This is a genomic window from Pseudomonas agronomica (assembly GCF_025917275.1).
GTDB classification, from domain to species: Bacteria; Pseudomonadota; Gammaproteobacteria; order Pseudomonadales; family Pseudomonadaceae; genus Aquipseudomonas; species Aquipseudomonas agronomica.
Genome location: NZ_JAOSHO010000798.1, coordinates 1 through 1,515 on the forward strand (window position 1 = coordinate 1; position 1,515 = coordinate 1,515).

Genomic DNA, 1,515 nt, shown 5'->3' on the forward strand with positions numbered 1-1,515 from the left:
ATCGCGAGCAAGCTCGCTCCCACAGGTGTTTTGTGTCTGGCAGCGCAAATGTGAATGCGAGCGCCTCAAATACACTGGCAACGTTTAAACTGCGCCTTTGCGACGCTATTTGTCGCATTGCCGTAAACCCGCGAAAAACGTGGGTTGGCGCTATAAGAAGTTGTCGCTTGGCGGCAAGGCCGGGCTGAAAACTGTCCTTACAATCCTTACCAAGCCCGCCAGTTCCCGGCGGGTGTTCCTCTTCAGGAGACTCCGATGTCCGTTGAGCAAGCCGCGGTACAACGCGCCGATTTCGACCAGGTGATGGTTCCGAACTATGCACCTGCTGCCTTCATCCCTGTGCGTGGTGCCGGTTCCCGCGTGTGGGATCAATCCGGTCGCGAACTGATCGATTTTGCGGGCGGTATCGCAGTCAACGTTCTGGGCCATGCCCACCCGGCGCTGGTTGGAGCCTTGACCGAACAGGCCAACAAGCTGTGGCACGTATCGAACGTTTTCACCAATGAGCCGGCCTTGCGCCTGGCCCATAAGCTGGTCGACGCGACCTTCGCCGAACGTGCTTTCTTCTGCAACTCCGGTGCCGAAGCCAACGAGGCCGCTTTCAAGCTGGCCCGTCGTGTCGGGTTCGATCGGTTCGGCAGCGAAAAATACGAAATCATCGCCGCGCTCAACAGTTTCCATGGCCGTACGCTGTTCACCGTCAACGTCGGCGGGCAGTCGAAGTATTCCGACGGTTTCGGTCCTAAAATCACCGGTATCACCCACGTTCCTTACAACGACCTGGCGGCTCTGAAAGCGGCGGTCTCGGACAAGACCTGCGCGGTCGTGCTGGAACCGATCCAGGGCGAGGGCGGTGTATTGCCGGCCGAATTGGCTTACCTGCAAGGCGCCCGCGAACTGTGCGACGCGCATAACGCGTTGCTGGTGTTCGACGAAGTGCAGACCGGCATGGGCCGCAGTGGCGAGCTGTTCGCCTACATGCATTACGGCGTGGTGCCGGACATCCTCACCAGCGCCAAGAGCCTGGGCGGCGGCTTCCCGATCGCGGCGATGCTCACCACCGAAGCGCTGGCCAAGCATCTGGTCGTCGGCACCCACGGCACCACCTACGGCGGCAACCCGCTGGCCTGCGCGGTGGCCGAGGCAGTGATCGACGTGGTCAACACGCCTGAGGTGCTCAATGGCGTCAAGGCCAAGCACGACAAGTTCAAGACCCGCCTGTTGCAGATTGGCGAGAAGTACGGCCTGTTCACCCAAGTGCGTGGCCTGGGCCTGCTGATCGGGTGCGTGCTGAACGACGCCTGGAAGGGCAAGGCCAAGGACATCTTCAATGCCGCCGAACAGGAAGGCCTGATGATCCTGCAAGCCGGCCCGGACGTGATTCGTTTCGCCCCGAGCCTGGTAGTGGAAGACGCCGACATCGACGCCGGCCTGGATCGCTTCGAGCGGGCCGCGGCGAAGTTGACCCAAGGCTGAACTGGACTGGATCCCTTGTGGGAGCGAGCTTGCTCGCGA

General features: G+C 61.3%; 1 protein-coding gene. It reads left to right on the forward strand.

The features are described 5' to 3' along the window. Positions 1-255: 255 nt before the first annotated feature. Positions 256-1,476, forward strand: coding sequence for an aspartate aminotransferase family protein (locus OC610_RS27225; RefSeq protein WP_181288549.1), 1,221 nt, complete (start codon positions 256-258; stop codon positions 1,474-1,476). The last annotated feature ends 39 nt before the right edge of the window (positions 1,477-1,515 follow it).